At 70.8% G+C, this 14,597-nt stretch carries 9 protein-coding genes; 3 read left to right on the top strand and 6 right to left on the bottom strand.

The window, feature by feature from the left end; all coding sequences use genetic code 11:
• The first annotated feature begins 42 nt into the window (after window positions 1–42).
• Window positions 43–1,668, top strand: a complete 1,626-nt coding sequence (locus LBW94_RS03175; protein WP_225056340.1) for an AMP-binding protein — start codon at window positions 43–45, stop codon at window positions 1,666–1,668.
• Window positions 1,669–1,823: 155 nt separating this feature from the next.
• Here the strand turns inward: LBW94_RS03175 and LBW94_RS03170 are convergent, their stop codons facing one another.
• From LBW94_RS03170 to LBW94_RS03155, 4 genes are all read right to left on the bottom strand, one after another.
• Window positions 1,824–3,431 carry an AMP-binding protein gene (locus LBW94_RS03170; RefSeq protein ID WP_225056342.1) on the bottom strand — a complete coding sequence of 536 codons (1,608 nt, stop codon included), beginning with the start codon at window positions 3,429–3,431 and terminating at the stop codon, window positions 1,824–1,826.
• A gap of 57 nt (window positions 3,432–3,488) precedes the next feature.
• Window positions 3,489–4,928 carry an aldehyde dehydrogenase gene (locus LBW94_RS03165; protein WP_225056344.1) on the bottom strand — a complete coding sequence of 480 codons (1,440 nt, stop codon included), beginning with the start codon at window positions 4,926–4,928 and terminating at the stop codon, window positions 3,489–3,491.
• A 176-nt stretch (window positions 4,929–5,104) separates the two neighbouring features.
• Window positions 5,105–6,268, bottom strand: a complete 1,164-nt coding sequence (locus LBW94_RS03160) for a PucR family transcriptional regulator (protein WP_225056346.1) — start codon at window positions 6,266–6,268, stop codon at window positions 5,105–5,107.
• Window positions 6,265–7,929 (bottom strand): acyl-CoA synthetase, encoded by a 1,665-nt coding sequence (locus LBW94_RS03155; RefSeq protein ID WP_225056347.1) that lies wholly within the window; start codon window positions 7,927–7,929, stop codon window positions 6,265–6,267. The genes LBW94_RS03160 and LBW94_RS03155 overlap by 4 nt, the downstream gene beginning before the upstream one ends.
• Before the next feature lie 215 nt (window positions 7,930–8,144).
• Between LBW94_RS03155 and LBW94_RS03150 the strand changes: the two genes are divergently transcribed.
• Window positions 8,145–9,014 (top strand): oxygenase MpaB family protein, encoded by an 870-nt coding sequence (locus LBW94_RS03150; RefSeq protein WP_225056349.1) that lies wholly within the window; start codon window positions 8,145–8,147, stop codon window positions 9,012–9,014.
• Between the two features lie 55 nt (window positions 9,015–9,069).
• Complete coding sequence (locus tag LBW94_RS03145; RefSeq protein ID WP_225056351.1) at window positions 9,070–12,543, top strand: tetratricopeptide repeat protein; 3,474 nt, start codon at window positions 9,070–9,072, stop codon at window positions 12,541–12,543.
• Here LBW94_RS03145 and LBW94_RS03140 read toward each other — a convergent pair.
• Window positions 12,530–13,969 carry an ABC1 kinase family protein gene (locus LBW94_RS03140; protein WP_225056352.1) on the bottom strand — a complete coding sequence of 480 codons (1,440 nt, stop codon included), beginning with the start codon at window positions 13,967–13,969 and terminating at the stop codon, window positions 12,530–12,532. The two genes, LBW94_RS03145 and LBW94_RS03140, sit on opposite strands and share 14 nt — an antisense overlap.
• 26 nt (window positions 13,970–13,995) lie before the next feature.
• On the bottom strand, window positions 13,996–14,511 hold the full coding sequence (locus LBW94_RS03135; protein ID WP_225056354.1) for an Imm42 family immunity protein: 516 nt from the start codon (window positions 14,509–14,511) through the stop codon (window positions 13,996–13,998).
• Window positions 14,512–14,597 lie beyond the last annotated feature (86 nt).

The following is a 14,597-nucleotide window of genomic DNA, read 5'->3' as shown; positions in this document are numbered from 1 at the left end:
AAAATGGGGGCATCCACAGGTCTACCGACGAGGGTGTGCCGCATGTTCGAACCGAGCCACTGGAATTTCGCCGACTTCTGGGAGATGATCGCCGGCGCCCTACCCGCCGCGCCCGCCCAGCGGCAGCGCGAAAAGCTGTTCACCTGGGCCGAATTCGACCGCCGGGCCGACGGTATCGGCACCACCCTGCTCGACGAGCGGGCCTCCCGCGACGACCGGGTCGCACTGTGCCTGCGCAACGCGCCGGAATACCTCGAGGTCATGTTCGCCGCCGCCAAGATCGGCATCCCCGCGGTGAACACCAACTACCGGTACCGCCGCGACGAACTGCTGTACCTGTGGCGCGACGCCGACATCACCGCGGTGGTCTTCCACGGCTGTTTCACCGAGCAGGTCGCCGAGGTCCGCCCCGATCTGACCGGCATCCGCACCTGGTTGCACGTGGACGACGGCACCGCGCCGTGCCCGGACTGGGCGATCCCGTACGAGCAGGCCGCCGCGGCAGGCGGCGGTGAGCACACCCGCTCGCGCTGGGGCCGCAGCGGCGACGACCTGTTCCTGCTGTACACCGGCGGCACCACCGGCCTGCCCAAGGGCGTGATGTGGACCCAGTCCGACATCTTCCTCCAGCTCAATTCGGTCGGGCCGCCGTCGTATCCGATCGAGGACGGTATCCCGGGCATCCGGCCGCTGATCACCGAGCCGGGCCGCACCCACATCTCCGCGAGCCCGATGATGCACGGCACCGGCCTGTTCGGCGGGTACATGACGCTCAACGCCGGCGGCTGTGTGATCTCGCTGGGCGGCAACGGATTCGATCCGGTGGAACTGCTGGACACCATCCACGGGCTGCGGGTGCGCAGCCTCGCGATGGTCGGCGACGCGTTCGGCCGCCCGATCCTCGAGACCATGGCCCGCGAGCCCGGCCGCTGGGACATCTCCTGCCTGGACAACATCCTCTCCTCCGGGGCGTTCCTCAGCGATGCGGTGAAAGCCGGTCTGCTGGAACAGTGTCCGTCGCTGGTGATCGTGGACGGCTTCTCCTCCTCCGAGGGCTTCGGCATGGGCTGGTCCATCTCGACCAAGGAGAACGTCGCGACCACCGCGCGTTTCGAGTTCGGCCCGCACGCCGCGGTGCTGGACGACGAATTGCGGCCCGTCGCACCGGGTTCCGGCGTCATCGGCCGGCTCGCGGTCGGCAGCCGCGTCCCGCTCGGCTATTACAAGGACGTGGCGAAATCCGCCACCACCTTCGTGACCGTCGACGGCGTCCGGATGGCGATGCCCGGCGACCGCGCGCTGGTCGACGCCGACGGCCGTATCCGGCTGCTGGGCCGGGATTCGTTGTGTATCAACAGCGCCGGGGAGAAGATCTACACCGAGGAGGTGGAGGCGGTGCTGCTCGGTCACCCCGACGTCGCCGACGCCCTCGTGGTCGGTGTCCCCGATCCGCACTGGGGACAGGCGGTCTGCGCCGTCGTCGCCCCGGTCGAGGGCACTCACCCCGCCGTGCCCGACCTCATCGCCCACGTCAAGGCCCGGCTGGCCGGATACAAGGCACCCAAGTCGATCGCCCTGGTCGAGACCGTCCCCCGCTCCCCCAACGGCAAGGCCGACTACCCCCGCGCGCGGGAACTGGCCGAGGCGGCCCACCACCCGGCGAACTGAATTCGGCGGACCGGGCCGGATCCACCGGCCCGGTCGGCACGCCGAGATCGTGGCCCTGAGCGAGTTCGGCCACCCGCCGGGCGAACAGTGCCAGGCGGTCGGTCGAATTCTACTGCGGGACAGGCGGATCGGGAGTGGCGGTCGCGTCCGGCCGGTCAGCTCACCCGGTCGCGGGCCGGGCCGCGGCGTTCGTCGCGGGGCACCACCAGGCCCAGGGCTTCCAGGTCCGCGACGTCCGGGCCCACGCCCTCGTCGCGCAGGACGTGTTTCATGACCCGGCCGAGTGCGTTCACCGGGAGTTCGGTGCGCAGTTGCAGGTAGCGCGGAATCGCGAAGTACGGCACCCGGTCGCGCAGGAATTCGAAAAGGTCGGCGGGAGTGAAGGTTCGGTCCGGTTCGAGGACGACGCACGCCTTGATGTCGTCGTCGCCGAGGGGGGCCGGGACCGCGCAGACGGCGATGTCGGCGACGGCGGGGTGGGTGCGGATGACCTGTTCCAGTTGCAGTGAGGACACGTTCTCGCCGCGGCGGCGGAGCACGTCCTTCTTGCGGTCCACGAAGTGCAGGTAGCCGTCGGCGTCCAGGAGACCGAAATCGCCGGTGTGGTGCCACAGGTCGCGCCAGGTGGCGACCGTTTCGGCCGGCTTGTTCCAGTAACCGTGGAAGGTGGCATCGGGGACCCGGGGGCGGACCACGATCTCGCCGGAGCGGCCGGTGGGCACCTCGTCGTCGTGCTCGTCGACGATGCGGACGTCGATCAGCGGGGCGGTGAGTCCGGAGGAGGTGCGCACGCGGCGGCCGTCGACGGCGCTCGCCGAGATCGGCACGCATTCGGTCTGGCCGTAGCCCTCCGACATCACCGGGGTGGCGAAGCGGGCCTCGAACTCCTCCTGCCGGTCGGCGGGGAGCGGGACCCAGGAGGCCAGGCGGAACCGGGAGGTGGCGTCGTCGGGATGCGGGGGCTGCTCCAGGATGGCCTGGGCCATCACGCCGACGCCGACCAGCATGGTGGCGCCGGCCGCGCGGGCATCGGCCATGAAGGTGGCGGCGTGGAATTCCGGTGCGACGACGATATCGGCATCGTTGACCAGGGCCGACATGAAAGCCACCATCTGGCCGCTGGAATGGAACAGCGGGAACGCGGTGTACACCCGGTCGCCGGGGCGGACCCAGCCGCGTTCGCCGTAGGAGCGGCCCACCGTGACGTAGTAGCCGGTGCTGAGCATGCAGCCTTTCGGCAGCGCGGTGGTTCCCGAGGTGTAGAGGATGGCCAGCAGATCGGACGGATTTGCTTGTCGCGGCGTCCATTCCGCGTCGGTGGCGAGCAGGTCGGCGTAGCGGACGCGGTCCGGCGCCGGCTCACCGGGCGGTGGATCCAGCAGCACCACCTGCTCGATCTCGGTCTCGCCGAGCAGCGGGGCCGCCGAGGCGTAGCCGAGGTCGTCGGCGATCAGCAGCCGGGCCCCGCAGTCCGCGAGCTGGTAGCGCAGGAATTCCCCGCGCAGCCAGTAGTTCAGCGGGACCTGCACCGCACCGCATTTCGCGGTCGCGATGAGCAGTTCGATCATCTCAGCGCGGTTCGGCACGATCAGCGCGATCCGGTCGCCGGGCCGCACCCCGAGGGCGGTGAGACCGGCCGCGAGCCGGTCGGTTCGCGCGTCCAGTTCGGCGAATGTCACCGGGCCCCTGCCACAGTCGGCGACCGGGGCGTCCGGCGTCCGCCGCACCCGATCCCGGAACACCTCGTCGACGGTCGAGAACATGACGCAATTCCGATCTCGCTGCGGGGCCTCGTCGCCCCGGATCCCGAATGACAGTACTCAGCCCAGGTACACGGACTGGGTGTGCCGGTAGGAGGTCAGCGCCTCCGGGCCCAGTTCGCGGCCGAGGCCGCTGTCCTTCACGCCACCGAACGGGCTGTGGTGGTCGATCTGGTAGAAGTTCACGCCGACGGTGCCGGTGCGGACCCGGGTGGCGACCGCGCGGGCGCGCTCGGCGTCGGCGCTCCACACGCTGCCGCCCAGTCCGTAGGCGGAGTCGTTGGCGATGCGGACCGCGTCGTCGTCACCGTCGTAGGGGATCACGGCCAGCACCGGGCCGAAGATCTCCTCGCGGGCGATGACGGCGTCGTTGTCGACGTCGGCGAAGACGGTCGGCGCGACGAACCAGCCCTTGTCCAGGCCCGCCGGGCGGGTGCCGCCGGCCACCAGCCGGGCCTCGTCGCGGCCCTTGGCGATGTACGCCTCCACCCGATCACGCTGCCGCTCGCTGACCAGCGGGCCGAGGATGACGCCCGGATCGAACGGGTCACCGACGGGGAGCATGCCGACCAGTCCAGCGAAGGCGTCGACCACCTCGGCGTACCGGCTGCGCGGGGCGAGGATCCGGGTGCCGAGCATGCAGGTCTGCCCGCTGTTGACCAGGGTGCAGGTGAACATCTTGCCGACCTCGGTGGCCAGATCGACGTCGTCGAGGATGATGGTGGCCGATTTGCCACCCAGCTCCAGGGTCACCGGGCGCAGCAACCGGCCGCACGTCTCGGCGATGCCGCGGCCGGCGCGAGTCGAGCCGGTGAAGGCCACCTTGTCCACACCCGGATGTTCGACCAGCGCCGCACCGGTGTCCGGGCCGCCGCTGACGATGTTGAGCACACCCGGCGGAATCCCGGCCGCCGTGGCGGCGTCGGCGACCACGAAGGCGTCCAGCGTCGTCTCCGGGGCCGGTTTGACCACGACGGTGTTACCGGCCGCGAGCGCCGGGGCCAGTTTGTAGAAGGTCAGGGTCTGCGGGAAGTTCCACGGCACGATCGCGGCGATCACCCCGATCGGCACCTGCCGGACCACCGTGGTGCCGCCGGTCGCCGACGGGCGTTCGGTCTCGGTGGGGGTCTCCCGCAGCAGCGTCGCGTAGTAGCGCAACAACGTTCCGGGGATCACCGCCTCCGATACCGAGGAGATCGTGATCGGCATACCGTTCTGGCCGGTGACCAGGCGGGCGATCTCGGGGCCGCGCTCGTCGAGCACCTCGGCGAACCGCTCCAGTGCCGCCGCGCGCCGCGCCGGCTCCCAGTTCGCCCAGCCCGACGGATCGTCGAAGGCCCGCCGGGCGGCCGCGACCGCCGCGTCGACATCCTCCGCGGAGCCGACCGGGGCGGTCGCGATCGTCTCCTCGGTCGAGGCCGAGACGATGTCGTACCGCGCCGAACCGCGCGCGCGGACCCACTCGCCGTCGATGAAGACCGTGTCGCTGTGCCGATCCATGTCCATCCCTGTGTCGAATCCTGCCCGGCCGAGGCGCCGCCGGACTGTGTCCCGGCCTCCACCGTAGTCAACCAGTTCGTTGGTTTTCAACGAAATGTGTCGTTCCGACCGAAACTATAGCCGACCAAACAGTTGGGATTGGGAGAATTCGCGAGGCGCGGGCGGCGTGGTCGCGATCAGGGCTGCCGGGCCGGATTCGGGGGCGTGGTCAGGAAGCGGTGCACGAGCAGGCCCGAGGCCAGCAGCCACAGGCCCGAGACGTCGGCCGGATCCACGCCGGTGACGGACTGGATGCGCTTGAGGCGGTAGTCGATCGTGTTGGGGTGGATGTGCAGCTGGTCCGCGGTGCGACGGCGGTTGAGATTGTGATGCAGGTAGCCGGCCAGCGTTTCCAGCAGTTCCGGGTGCGCGGCCAGCGGGGTGATCAGGCCGGCCAGGTGGTCGCGGGCCGGACCGGGCCGGGTGAGCTGGTATTCCAGCGCCAGATCGGTCAGCCGGTACAGGCGGGCGGGGCGGTCCAGCCGCAGCGCGATGTCCAGCAGTTCGTCGACGTGTCCGGCGGCGGGGCCCACCTCCTCGAACGGGGCCTCGACCACCGCGGCGGTGAGGCCGGCCGCGGCCGCCAGGGTGAGTTCGCCGAGCAGGTCGGTAACGCCCTCGGCGGTGATCGCGGAGGCCGGCAGCAGCAGCGTGCCGCCGTCCGGGCCGAGCAGCGACAGGGGTTCCGCGGCACAGCTTTTCGTGAGCGTCAGGTGCAGCAGCCGCAGCCGGGCGCGGGCGGACCGGCGGTCGTGCTGGAACGGGATGTCCACGGCCAGGACGTGATAGGCCGAATCGAGGCGGATGCCGCGCTCACGGGCGACCGCCGCCGGACGGTCGCCGTCGATCAGCGCGGCGGCCAGCAGCCGGGCGTCGCGCTGCCCGTCGGCGTCGGGCCCCTCGGCCAGGTAGGCGCCGGACACCACCCGGGTCACCCGGCACAGCAGATCCAGATCGGCGGCCGCGCGGCCGAACGACGGTTCACCCGGATATGTTGGAGCGCAGAGCAGTTCGGCGAAGACGCCGTGCACGGCATGGTGCACGGCATCGATCGGGACACCGGCGCGCGCCCAGCGCTCGACGGTGTCGTGCAGCCTGCCGATCCGCCGATCCGTCTCGTGCGGCGAGGTCGCGGCGGCGAGGTCGGTGCACAACTGCGCCACCGACGCCTGCAACGCCACCGGCGAGCGCGGCAGCCGGGGCCGCGCGGGCGTGGCCGGATACGGCCGGGTCACCGGCGCTTCCGGATGCGGGCGGGCCGCGGTGACCGCCGACTGGGCCATCGTCGCTTCGAGGGTCATCTACGTTCTCCCGAGGGTGTTTCGTGGGGTACGTCGGCCTCCTGCAACCGGCGGCGCAGCAGCTTCCCGGTGGCGTTGCGGGGCAGTTCGTCGAGGAAGACCACGTCGCGGGGCACTTTGTGCCGGGCGAGGTGGGACTTCACGTGATCGCGGATCTGCTGCGCGTCGAGGGCCGCCCCCGCGGCCGGCACCACGAAAGCGCGCAGCCGCGTGCCGAATTCGCGGTCGTCGACGCCGACGACGGCCGCCTCCAGGACATCCGGGCGCTCCACCAGCAGGTTCTCCACCTCCAGCGGGTAGACGTTCTCGCCGCCGGAGACGATCATGTCGTCGTCGCGGCCGTCGATGAAAAGCCTGCCCGCGGTGTCGAAGTGACCGACGTCGCCGCTGCACAGCAGCCCGTCGACAATCTCCTTGTGGCCGCCGTCGGTGTACCCGGCGAAGCTCAGGCCGCTGGACACGAAGATGGTGCCGACCCGGCCGGGTTCGGTGATCGGCCGCCGCTGCTCGTCGTACAGCGCCACCCGGCAGCCGACCGGCGGGCGGCCCACGGTGCCGGGGGCGGTGCGCAGATCCTCGGGGGTGGCCACCGCCGCGACCGCGACCTCGGTGGAGGCGTACAGGTTGTAGAGCACGTCACCGAACGCCTCGGCGGCGCGGCGGCCCAGATCCGGCGACAACGACGATCCGGCGGCGAAGATCACCCGCAGCGAGGACGTGTCGTAACCGGCCAGCACCTCGTCGCCGAGATCGACGATCCGCTGCAACATCGTCGGCACCAGGACCACCGTCGCCGCGCGGTGTTTCGCGATATCGGCCAGCACCCGCCGGGGGTCGAACCGCCCCTGCTGGAACACGATCGCGTTGCCCAGCGCCCAGCCCAGCATGAACTGGGACAGCCCGGTGCCGTGGAAGATCGGGGCCGCCATGACGACGGTGTCGGACTCCGGGAACGGGATGCGGTCCAGGAACTGCGCCGAGACCAGTGGCGAGACCTTGTCCCGGGGAGCGCCTTTCGGCATGCCGGTGGTGCCGCTGGTGAGGATCACGATGCCGCCGGGCCGCTGCGGTGCGGGCAGGTCGCCGTCGGGGTGCGCGGCGATCAGGCCGTCGACGGTCGGCAGCGGCGACGCCACCGGATCGGCGGCCCAGGTGAGCACGCGCGGTACCGAATCCGGCACCGCCGCCGCGGCTTCCAGGAACTCCTCGTCCAGCAGCAGCACGTCGGCGCGCTCGCGCTCGGCGACCGCGGCCAGTTGCGGCGCGGCGAATCCGGTGTTCATCAGCACCGCGCGGGCGCCGAGTTTGCCCGCCGCCAGCAGGGTCAGCACCATGCCGCGGTGGTCGCGGCACAGCGCGGCGACGACCGAGCCGGGACCGATGCCACGGGTGGCCAGGCCGTGCGCCAGCGCGTTCGACTGCGCGTCCAACCGGTCGAAGCTCAGCGGGCCGCGCTGGTCGATGATCGCGATCGCCGCGCCGCCGCGGCGGCGGGCCTGCCGCAGCACCGTGACGAACGGGCCGTAGGCGGCGGCGTCCCGCATGGTGCGGAGCAGATCGCCGGGGCGCAGCGGGTTCACCATGCCGCGGCGGCGCAGCACCCCGACGGCCGACAGCGACTCGGTGACCGAGCGCGCGGTGGACGACAATTTCTTCTTCACATGCACCCCTGGGTCGAACTCGACGGTGAGCGGACCGGCGCCACCTGGCACCGGTCCATCACCCAGATCTCCGCAACGGCACCAGCGTATCCCAGGAGAAGAATTTCCGTTAACTTATTGCCGGATCGGGCCATTGCGTCCGGAGCGACACTTTGAGAATATGAGGCGATAATCTTCTCAACCGCTCGCAACTCCCGACAGCTCGCGGAGGACCCATGCCAGACCGCGCACCCACCGCGCCGCCGCCCGGCGCCACCGATGTCACCGACGCCGCCCTGCAACGCCGCCGCCGCTACATGTCCGGACCCGCGGCCCTGCTCGGTGGCCCGGCCAACGTGATCATGCAGCTCGGCCTCCCGCCGGTCGGCCGCGGCGTCGTCGAAAGCACCGTCACCAGTGGACGTTTCGATCTGAATCCGCGTAAACGGGGCAAGACGACGCTGACCTACCTGGCCGTGGCGATGCTCGGCACCGACGACGACCGCGCCGCCTACCGGGAGGCGGTCGACACCTCGCACCGCCACGTCCGGTCCACCGCGGACAGTCCGGTGCGCTACAACGCCTTCGACCCGCGCCTGCAACTGTGGGTGGCGGCCTGCATCTACCGCGGCACCGCCGATTCGCTGGCACTGCTGCACGGCGGCGTCGACGACGACATCGCCGAGGAGCTGTACCGGGAGTCCGCCCGTTTCGGCACCACACTCCAGGTGCGCCCGGAGATGTGGCCGGCCGATCGCGCTGCGTTCCAGCAGTATTGGGACTCGATGCTGGGCGAGATCGCCTTCGACGACGAGGTGCGCCGCTACCTGCTCGACCAGGTGGTCGGTCTCGGCCCCTACCATCCGATCCAGCGGGTGCTGTTCCGCGACACCAACCGCTTCTTCACCACCGGCTATCTGCCGCAACAGTTCCGGGATCAGCTGGACCTGGACTGGGGGCCGCGGCGGCAGCGCGTGTTCGAGCTGACCATGCGGGCCATCGGCCGCACCTCCGCGCTGCTGCCCCTGCGCTGGCGACTGTATCCGTTCGAGGGCTACCTCGCCGATATGCGCAAACCCCGCGCGCAAGGCAAGAGCCTGGTCTGACCACGCGCCCGGACCCGACGTGGACGCCCGGCGCGCCCGGTTCTAACCTGGCACCGTGACAGTATCCGCGGACGGTAGCGCGACCGGCAAGTTGGTCTCGGCGCGAACGCATTTCGCGGAGTCGCTGATCGAGTTGTTCGACGCCGCGGGCAATCCCACGCTGGATCAGGTCTTCCGCGCCACCCGTTCCCGGTTCCCGGCCGCGCGGCGACTACCCCCGGTGCAGCGGATCAGCGACTGGCGGTCCGGGCGCGCGGTCCCGGCCCGGTTCGCCTCCTTCGAACCGGTGCTGGAGACGCTGACGACGCTGGCCCGGCAGCACGGCGCCGCGGCCAATTCCCGTCTGGTGAACCGCATCGCGTGGCAGCGATGGTGGAACGAGGCCAATGCCGAGGCCCGCAGCGACCGCGGCCCGGAACCGCTGAACACCCCTTCAGCGTTGCCGCTGCCCCGGCCCGCGGTCACCGACACCCTCCCCCGCGACATCGACACGCTGATCGGGCGCGAACCCGAACTGCGGCGCATCCTGGAACTGACCGACAGCGGACCGGCGGTGTCGATCTACACCATCGACGGGATGCCCGGCGTCGGCAAGACCGCGCTGGCCACCCGGGCGGCGCACCGGCTGGCCGAGCGCTTCCCCGACGGCCGTTTCTTCGTGAACCTGCACGCCCACACCGCCGGGCACACCGCCGCCACCCCGACCGAGGTGCTCGCCGGACTGCTCACCGATCTCGGCGTCGACCCGCGCAATGTGCCCGACACCCTGGACAGTCGCCGCAACATGTGGCGAAATCAGGTGGCGGGCAAGCGAATTCTGCTGGTCCTGGACGATGCCCGGGACCACGACCAGGTGGAGCCACTGCTGCCCAACGGCCCCGGCTGCCTGACCCTGATCACCAGCCGGCGCCGGCTGGTCGCCCTCGACGGCTCGCTGCCGCTGGCCCTGGACACCCTCGATCCCGAGAAGGCCGCCGAACTGTTCCGCACGCTCGCCCACCGGCCCGCCGCCGACGGCGACGCGGCCGCGATGGCCGATATCGCCCGGCTGTGCGGCTATCTGCCGCTGGCGATCGTGCTGCTGGCCGGGCGGCTGGCCCACCACACCACCTGGACCATCCGCGAGGCGGCCGCCGATTTCACCGCCGCCCAGGACCGGCTGTCCGAACTCGAGGCCGGGGAGCGCGCGGTCCGGGCCGCGTTCACGATGTCCTACCGCGACCTGCCGCCGCATCGGCAGCGGCTGTTCCGGCTGCTGAGTGTGCATCCGGGCCCGGACATCGACAGCTACGCGGCCGCGGTGCTGGCCGGCAGCACCGAGACCGAGGCCCGCCGCGAACTGGAAGTACTGTTCACCGACCACCTCATCGAGGAACCCGCGCGCGGCCGCTACCGGATGCACGATCTGCTGCGCGAATACGCCCGCGCGCTGCCCGGCGGCGCCGACGACGAGCACCGGGCCGCGGTCGACCGGCTGCTGGACCACTACCAGCGCACCGGCGAACGGGCCAACTGGTTCCTCGTCGGCGGCCCGCGCCCGGGGCCGCCCGCGGACGGCCCCGGGCCCGAGGTCGCGCCGCGCTTCGACACCGCCGCCGCGGCACTGACCTGGATGCGGGCCGAGCGCGGCAATCTGCTGTCCGGCCTGGAATACGGTGCGTCCCACCATCAACCGGCCCGGGTGATCGGGCTGACCAGCGCGCTGGCCGGACTGCTGCGGCTGGACGGCCCGTGGCCGCTGGCCATCCGGTTGCACCGGCGCGCGGCCACCCACGCCGAGCACAGCGACGACCGGGTCGGGCTCGCCGCCGCCCTGCTGGATCTGGGCACGGTCCGCTACGCCACCGGCGACTATCCCGGCACCGAGAGTCTGGCCCGGCAGGCGCTGACGGTGTACCGGGAGCTGGGCGACCGGGCCGGCGAGGCGCGCTGCCTCAGCATCCTCGGCCGACTGGGTTACGCCACCGGCGACTATCCCGGCACCGCCGATCTGATGCGCCGGGCGCTGGCCATCTACCAGGAGGTCGGCGACGGGCTCGGCGAGGCGTACGCGCTGATCGGACTCGGTGTCGTGCGCTACGCCACCGGCGACTATCCCGGCACCGTGGACCTGGTGGAACAGGCGCTGGCGGTGTTCCAGGAGATCGACGACCGCTCCGGCGAGGCGTACGCGCTCAACGAACTCGGGGTCGTGCGCTACGCGACCGGCGACTACGCCGGCGCGGCCGCGGCGGTCGAACAGGCGCTGGCGCTGGCCCGGGAGATCGACGATCGGTTCGGAATCGCCTACGCCCTCAACGATCTGATCGCGGTACGGTTCGCGATCGGGGATTATCCCGGCGCGGCGGACCTGACCACGGTGGCGTTGCAGAACTACCGCGAGGTCGGCGACCGCTGGGGCGAGGCGTACGCCCTGAGCAATCTGGGCCGGGTCAGCTTCGCCACCGGCGACTGCACCGACGCCTCCGAGCAGATGAGCCGATCGCTGGCGATGTTCGAGGAGATCGGCGACCGGGTCGGGCAGGCCTACGTCCTCAGCGATCTGGGCCTGGTGCGGTACTCCACCGGCGACTATTCCGGCGCGGTCGACCGGATGGAGCAGGCATTGGCGATCTTCCTGCACATCGGCGATCGGGTGGGCCAGGCGTACACGCTGATCGAACTGGGACTGCTCGCGTACGCCAACGGCGAGTATCCGCGCGCGGGCGAGCGAATCCAGCGGGCACTGGACATCTTCCGCGAGATCGGTGACCGGGTGGGCCAGGCCTACGCCCTCAGCAGCCTCGGCCGATTGCACTATGTCACCGACGATTTCCCGAGCGGGATCGATCGCCTGCACCAGGCGCTGGGCATCTTCCGGGAGATCGGCGACCGGGTGGGCCAGGCGTACGCGCTCAGCAGCCTCGGCCGATTGCGTTACGCCAGTGGCGATCTCGCGGGAACCGACATGCTGGTGCAGCAGGCCGTGACGATCTTCGAGGAGGTCGGCGACCGGTTCGGGCACGCGTTCTCCCTCGCGGGCATGTCGCTGTTGCGCGGCGCCACCGACGATTTCGTCGCCGCCACCGAGTACGCGCAGCGCGCGCTGGCGATCTTCCGCGACATCGGTGACCGGGTCAGTCAGGGCTACACGTTCATCGGGCTCGGGCTGCTGCGCTACCAGGCCGGCGACTACGCCGGCGCGGCCGAACTGGTCCAGCAGGCGCCGGTGATCTTCCGGGAGATCGGCGACCGGCTCGGCGAGGCGTACGCGTTCATGGGCCTCGGGCTCGTGCGCTACAAGGTCGGCGACTATTCCGGTGGCACCGATCTGGTCCAGCAGGCGTTGGCGATCTTCCGGGACGTCGGAGAACGCCCCGGACAGACCGAGATGCTCGACCGGATCAGCAATCTGTGGGACGAGTACCGCCCGCCGCAGAACCCGGTCTCCTCCTACATCGACACCCTGCGCCTGGTCCGGGAGATCCAGATCCGCTGGAAGCGACGCCGCGTGTGGCGGGACCTGCCGGTACCCGTCACCCCGCGCTGACGCCGGCATCCGCCCGCCGCTGCCGCCACTGCCGGTGCTGCTCACCCAGTTCCGTGACCGGCGCCTCGTCGTAGAGCCATTCCCGGGCGATGCGATGCCAATTCGCGGTCGCGTGCAACTGGCCGAGGGTGCCGAAGGTCATGAAATCGGCGCGGCGGGAGAACAAGTGCTCCGCCGGCAGGTTCTGCCGCCGCATCCCCGAGAACTCGGCCAGCCGGGGGTCGATCGCCATCAGGAAAGCGCCGGAAGCCAATTCGGGGGTGATCGGCAGCGGTTCGTCGACCAGGCACCACTCCGAGGCCGCCAGCACGTAGTCGTAGCACTCCTCGGGGGTGACCCCGGCGGCTTCGTCGATCACGCCGCGCTCGACCATCAGCCGGTACAGCTCCTCGGGCCGGTCCTCGGTGACGGCCCGTAGACAGGTGGCCTCGAAGGCCATGTGCCCCTTGTCCATTCGCTTGTACAGGCCGAAATCCAGGAAGCCCAGCCGGCCGTCGGGACGCAGCAGCAGATTGCCCGGATGCGGATCGCCGCAGAACTCGCCGAGTTCGAACAGCGAGCCGACGTAGAAGCGGTAGACGATCTCGCCGATCCGGTCGCGCTCGGCGTCCGGCAGCGCCCGCATGGTCGAAAATCCCTCGCCGGGACAGAATTCGGTGACCAGCACATGGGCGCTGCCGAGTTCGGGGAACGCGTTCGGGACCGCGATGAACGGATGATCGGTGAACAACTCGGCCACCTGACGCTGGGTGCGCGCCTCGGCCGTGTAGTCCAGTTCGCCGAGCACCGTGGACCGGAACTCGTCGAGCACCGCGACACTGAACCCGGGCAGGAACTGCGAGATCAGGAAGCGCAGGATGCCGATGTTGCGCAGATCCGCGCGCACGGCCGCGTCGACGCCCGGGTACTGCACCTTCACCGCGACCTCGGTGCCGTCGTGCAACCGGGCCCGGTAGACCTGGCCGATCGAGGCCGCGGCCACCGGTTCCGGATCGAAATCCGCGAACAGGTCCTCCAGCGGGGCGCCCTTCTCCTCCTCCACGACCCGGCGCATCGTCTCGAACTCGACGGCCGGGGCCTGATCGCGCAGCACCGCCAGCCGGGTCTGGAACGCCTCGCGCTGATCCGGGGGCACCAGATCCAGATCCAGCATCGACAGGAACTGGCCGAGCTTCATGGCCAGGCCCTTCATGTCGCCGAGCACGACCACCAGCTGTTCGGCCATCTTCACCGTCGACTCGTCGGCGAGCCGGGCGCGGGCGGCCTCGGAACGGCCGATCATCGACAACCGGGTGCGGCGCTTGCGCACGGCCTGGGCCGCCACCACCGCGCCGAGCCGGGAGCCCCGCACCAGCCGGGACGTGGCCACCGATCTGGCCGCGGCCGCCGGACCGTCGGACCCTCCGGGCACATCGAGCCGGTCCATCACGCGCACCTCCCCGAGAGAACCTATCATCGACCGTGGAACAGCAAGCCGTCGAGGAACATTCGCAGCACGTCGTCGAACTCGCCGCGCCGCAACCGGAATTCGCGCACCTCGGGATGGCCGATCCGGCACCAGATCAGCCGGGCCGCGGCTTGGTCCTCGACGACGAAAACATCCCAGGGATCGAAGGATTCCGTGCGCGGGCCCACGAAGAACGGCCAGTAGAGCCGGCCGTCCGCATCGATCTGCTCCTCGGTGCGCTCGTTGTCGGTGAACAGGGCGTCGGTGACGACCCGGACCAGTTCCGCGGCGGGCAGGTCCATCAGGTCCGCGTGCAGCCGGCCGTCGGCGCGCGCCGCGATCCGGCCGACCGCGACCGCGACATCCTCGATCGAGGTGGCCAGGTGATAGTGGCCCACCGATTCCCCGCCGCACCACCACCGGATGTGACCGGACATCCGGCGTGGCCCGGCCGGCGCCTCCGGTTCGACCGCATCCAGCTCGTACTCGATTCCGAACCGGCCCCGGTCCCCGACCAGCATTCCGCGTCCTCCCTGCCAGCTCTACCGGCTCACCGTACGAGTCCGGCGCCGGCGGTGTCGGCCCGCGCGGGCGAGGGGCCTGGCGT

The sequence above is a fragment of the Nocardia sp. alder85J genome (assembly GCF_020176955.2).
Taxonomy (GTDB): Bacteria; Actinomycetota; Actinomycetes; order Mycobacteriales; family Mycobacteriaceae; genus Nocardia.
The sequence above is the reverse complement of the archived record's forward strand: the minus strand, read 5'-3'. Positions and strand labels throughout refer to the sequence as shown.

What these genes read in the sequence shown, in the direction of transcription:
- LBW94_RS03175 (WP_225056340.1), top strand. Translation starts at nt 43, where the DNA reads ATGTTCGAACCGAGCCACTGGAATTTCGCCGACTTCTGGGAGATGATC.
- LBW94_RS03170 (WP_225056342.1), bottom strand. Translation starts at nt 3,431, where the DNA reads ATGTTCTCGACCGTCGACGAGGTGTTCCGGGATCGGGTGCGGCGGACG.
- LBW94_RS03165 (WP_225056344.1), bottom strand. Translation starts at nt 4,928, where the DNA reads ATGGATCGGCACAGCGACACGGTCTTCATCGACGGCGAGTGGGTCCGC.
- LBW94_RS03160 (WP_225056346.1), bottom strand. Translation starts at nt 6,268, where the DNA reads ATGACCCTCGAAGCGACGATGGCCCAGTCGGCGGTCACCGCGGCCCGC.
- LBW94_RS03150 (WP_225056349.1), top strand. Translation starts at nt 8,145, where the DNA reads ATGCCAGACCGCGCACCCACCGCGCCGCCGCCCGGCGCCACCGATGTC.
- LBW94_RS03140 (WP_225056352.1), bottom strand. Translation starts at nt 13,969, where the DNA reads ATGGACCGGCTCGATGTGCCCGGAGGGTCCGACGGTCCGGCGGCCGCG.
- LBW94_RS03135 (WP_225056354.1), bottom strand. Translation starts at nt 14,511, where the DNA reads ATGCTGGTCGGGGACCGGGGCCGGTTCGGAATCGAGTACGAGCTGGAT.